Origin of the sequence: Streptomyces sp. OfavH-34-F, assembly GCF_022347745.1 — a bacterium.
Classification (GTDB): Bacteria; Actinomycetota; Actinomycetes; order Streptomycetales; family Streptomycetaceae; genus Streptomyces.
On record NZ_JAKRGC010000435.1, the window covers coordinates 1 to 4,176 of the forward strand.

Here is a 4,176-nt window from a genome sequence, read left to right on the forward strand (position 1 = left end):
CCGATGGCGCGGTCGGCGACGCTCATCAGCTGCCCGGCCACGTCGTGCATCGCGCGGCTGGCGGCCACCTCGTCGCCGATCGTGGGCACGTCCGGGTCCTGGGGACTGCACCGGGCGATGCCCTGGCCGGTGAGTTTCGCGGTGCCCGTGTCCAGTACCGCCTCCGCGCGGGTCGTCCCGCCGTCCTGCGACAGCTCGACCCGCACCGTCCATTCCAGCGTGCGGTTCATCGCCTACCTCCCGCGGCCCGCGCCGGCCGGCGGGCGCGGGCCGCCGCACGGAGCCATCTCCAGCATCCACCCGCCCGGCCGCCGCCGCCCGCCCACCGGTCCCGGCCTGCGCGGGGACCGCCGCCGAAATAGGATGCGGACAGGGCGACGGCCACCGCGGCCGTGGCCGCCACGGCGCCTCGGCCGACCCGCTCCGGGGCGCGGCCCGCCATCCCTGCCCCCGTGGAGCGGCCCATGAACCGGCGTCGTCCCCGGTCGGCCAGCTCCGACGAACTGCTCACCACCCTGCACGACCTCACGTCGCGGGCCCGCCGCGAGGTGGAGCTGCACCAGGCGCGGGTGGAGCTGGCGGAGGCGTTGCAGCGGGAGATGCTCCCTTCCGGCCTGCCCTCGCTGCCCGGTCTGCGCAGCGCCGCCCGGTACTCCCCGGCGCGCGGCGGGCTGGACATCGGCGGCGACTGGTACGACGGGTTCGTGCTCCCGGACGGTTCGCTGGCGTTCGCGATCGGGGACGTCCAGGGCCATGACGTGGAGGCGGCGGCCTTCATGGGCCAGATCCGCATCGCGATGCGTGCCCTGGCGGTGGCGGACGCCGATCCGGGCGAGGTCATGCGCCTGACCAACGACGTCCTGCTGGCCGCGGACTCCAGTCTCCTCGCGACCTGCACCTTCGTGACCATCGATCCCGCCACCCGGCTGCTGCGCAGCGCGCGGGCCGGTCATGTGGCGGCCGTGTGGGCCACGGCGGACGGCCGGGCGGGCATCACGGACGACGAGGGCGGTCTGCCGCTCGGGGTGCTCCCCGGGGAGGAGTACCCGGTCACCACGCGCCGGCTCACCGGCGAGGGCGTCTTCGTACTGCTGACGGACGGGGTGGTCGAGGGCCCCTCGTACTCCCTGGACGAGGGTCTCGCGGAGGTGGCGCGGCTCGCCCGCTCGCGGGCGGGCGAGGACGCGGAGGCGCTGGCCGACGCGATCCTGGGCGCGGCCGAGCACACCGGGCACGAGGACGACGCGGCGGTGCTGGTGCTGCGCCACGAACACCCGGCGCACGGCGGCGGATGAGGCGGGCTGCGGCCGTCCGTGCGTGTCACGGTGCCGTCCGCCCGGGCGGCGGTGTGTGATGGGAAGCGTGATCCGCAGCGAGAAGACCCGCAGGCGCCTGGCCGGGGTGCTGCGCGTGGTGGCGGTCGCCGCCGCCTACTACGGTTCGGCCCGGCTGGGGCTGCTGCGGGAGGTCACCGTCCGCGGCGCCGTGGTCACCCCGCTGTGGCCGGCGACCGGTATCGCGCTGGGGGCCCTGCTGTGCCTGGGGGTGCGCGTGTGGCCCGGCATCGCGCTCGGCTCGCTGGTCGTCATCACCGCCCTGAGCGGCACGGTGCGGGCGGAGACCGCGGTCACCGTGGCGGCCAGCACCCTCGCACCGCTGTGCGCGTACGCGATGCTGCGCCGGGCCGGCTTCCGCTCCGAGCTGGACCGGTTGCGCGACGGGATCGTCCTGGTGTTCCTGGGCGGCATGCTCCCCATGGTCATCAGCGCGTCGGCGGGGGCCGGGGTGCTCGTCGCCGACGGGACGATCACGCCCGCCGACTTCTGGTCGGTGTGGGCCGCCTGGTGGGCGGGCGACGCGATGGGCGTGCTCATGGTGACGCCGATGGTGCTGGTCCTGCGGCGGGCGCGGCCGCCCCGGCTCACCGACCGCTGGCTGGAGGCCGGGACTCTGTCGGTCGTCGCGGTCACGGCGGCGCTGGTGGCCACCCACAGCACCCTGTCGATGATCTATCTGGTGTTCCCGATCCTCATCTGGGCCGCCCTGCGCTTCCAGCTCGCGGGCACCGCGCCCTGCGCCCTGCTGGTGTCGGTGCTGGCGGTGGTGGCGGGCACCGCGCGCAGGGGGCCCTTCGTGGAGCACACCATGGTGGAGGTGATGATCAGCCTCACCGTGCTGAACGCGGCGCTCGCTCTCACCGCGCTGCTGCTGGCCGCCGTCGTCACCGAGCAGCACAACGTCCGGCGCCGCATCGAGAGCGCCTGCGAGGAACTGGCCGAGGTGGTGGAGCAGCTCGCCCCGGGCCGGACCGCCAGGGCCTGGCCCTCCCGCGCCCAGGACGAGCGCCGCCTGCGCTGAGCGCCGGGTCAGCGCGGGAAGCAGCGGTCCAGGAAGCGGTTGCGGAAGACGCCCTCGGGGTCGTGGGCGGCCATCAGCCGCTCGAAGTCCGCGAGGCGCGGGTACAGCGCGCGCAGCGTCCCGGGTCCGGTGGAGAACACCTTGCCCCAGTGCGGCCGGGCGCCGAACGGGGCCAGCGCCTCCTCGATCGCCGCGACCACCGGGGCGACGGCGACCGCGTCGGGCGCCCAGGTGAAGTGGAACGCCACCGAGTCCCTGCCGTACGCGGGGCTCAGCCACAGGTCGTCGGCCGCGACGGTGCGCAGCTCGGAGACCTGGAGCACCGGGGCGATCCGGTCCCGGACCAGGGCGAGGGCCTCGTACGCGGCGACGGCGTCCTGGCGGGCCACGAAGTACTCCGACTGGAGTTCGTCGCCGTTGCTCGGGGTGAACTCCATCCGGAAGTGCGGCAGCCGCCGGAACCACGGGCCGGGCGCGCCCTGCTGGCGGGTGCAGTTGGCGGCGGGCATGCCGGGGACCGGGTGGCGGGGGCCGTCCGCGAGCCGGGCGCCCAGCCACCGGGCGGGCATCCGGTCCGGTGCGGCGCCGTCCGCCCGCTGCTTCAGCCACACCTGGCCGACCGGGCCGGGGCGCCAGTCGGTGAAGACGCTGACGCTGTACGCGGCGGACATCACCTCGTCGAAGCGCGCGGTGAGGGTCGCCTCGGGCAGGTCCTCGTACACCCACTGCCGTACGTCGAAGGCGGGCACCAGGTCCAGGTCCAGCGAGGTCACCACGCCGAGCGCGCCCAGGGACACCACCGTGCCGGGGAAGTCGTCGTCCCCGCGCCGCACGGTGCGCGTCGCGCCGTCGGCCGTGACCAGGGTGAGGCCGCGGACGGCGGCCGCCAGGGAGCGGTTGCCGACCCCGGAGCCGTGGGTGCCGGTCGCGACGGCTCCGGCCACGGAGATGTGCGGGAGCGAGCCCAGGTTGGCCAGGGCCAGACCGTGCTGGTGGAGTTCGGCGGCGAACTCGCCGTAGGCGAGCCCCGCGCCGACGCGGACCGTGCGGCCGGCGGCGTCGATGTCGGCGACGCGCGGCAGGCCGGCGAGCGAGAGGTGGTCGCCGGTGGTGTCGGCGAGGGTGTTGAAGGAGTGCCGGGTGCCCAGGGGGCGTATCGACTCGGACGCGGCCACCGTCTCGCGCAGTTCGCGCAGCGAGCGCGGGACGCACAGCCGCCTCGCGCCGAAGGTGATGTTGCCGGCCCAGTTCTTCTCCGCGGGGCTCACCGTGCCTCCCTACTTCCGTCTTCCGTTCGTGGTGCCGGGCAGGTCTCCCCGGCACGGCATTCTCCCAGACGGGGTGCCGGCGGCCGCGGGCGAGCGGGGCGAACCCCTCGCCCGCGACCGTGCGGACACGTACCGTGGTGGGGAGACCGGGGTACAGGTCCGCACACCCGCCGACAGCGGTGCGCACCGGATACCGGCAGGTGCGCGCACGGCCTGGGACCGGGTCCGGACCGGGAGGAGGCCCGGATCGCCGCACCTGTCTGAACTTCACCGGAACTCCAGCGAAATGCCATGTGTGTGGATATCGTGCACCGAGCGAAGGCGCGTCCGTCATCCACGGGATCGGCGGATGCGCCCCGTTTATGGCGATGCGACTGTGACTGGGGGGTTCATGGGGCATGTCGAGCTACCCGAATCCGACATACCGAGGCCCGTGGGACTGGCGGGGGCGCCACGTCCGCGGACCTCGTCCGGCCTGCCGCGGGGCCACGGCCCGCACCACCCGCGGCAGCTCACGGCCGTTCCGCGCGGACGCGCCACCGGGGCGGTG

4 protein-coding genes are annotated in these 4,176 nt (G+C 75.1%); 2 read left to right on the plus strand and 2 right to left on the minus strand.

Going from position 1 to position 4,176, the window contains the following annotated elements; translation table 11 throughout:
• On the minus strand, nucleotides 1-230 hold a 230-nt coding region (locus tag MHW47_RS32760), incomplete at its 3' end, for a DUF1876 domain-containing protein (protein ID WP_239227480.1).
• A gap of 234 nt (nucleotides 231-464) precedes the next feature.
• Between MHW47_RS32760 and MHW47_RS32765 the strand changes: the two genes are divergently transcribed.
• Both MHW47_RS32765 and MHW47_RS32770 read left to right on the plus strand, forming a co-directional pair.
• On the plus strand, nucleotides 465-1,295 hold the full coding sequence (locus tag MHW47_RS32765) for a PP2C family protein-serine/threonine phosphatase (RefSeq protein WP_239227481.1): 831 nt from the start codon (nucleotides 465-467) through the stop codon (nucleotides 1,293-1,295).
• A gap of 67 nt (nucleotides 1,296-1,362) precedes the next feature.
• Nucleotides 1,363-2,358: an MASE1 domain-containing protein gene (locus tag MHW47_RS32770; protein WP_239227482.1), complete on the plus strand. Its 996-nt coding sequence runs from the start codon at nucleotides 1,363-1,365 to the stop codon at nucleotides 2,356-2,358.
• Nucleotides 2,359-2,366: 8 nt separating this feature from the next.
• Here the strand turns inward: MHW47_RS32770 and MHW47_RS32775 are convergent, their stop codons facing one another.
• Nucleotides 2,367-3,626 carry an FAD-binding protein gene (locus tag MHW47_RS32775; protein WP_239227483.1) on the minus strand — a complete coding sequence of 420 codons (1,260 nt, stop codon included), beginning with the start codon at nucleotides 3,624-3,626 and terminating at the stop codon, nucleotides 2,367-2,369.
• Nucleotides 3,627-4,176: the final 550 nt, after the last annotated feature.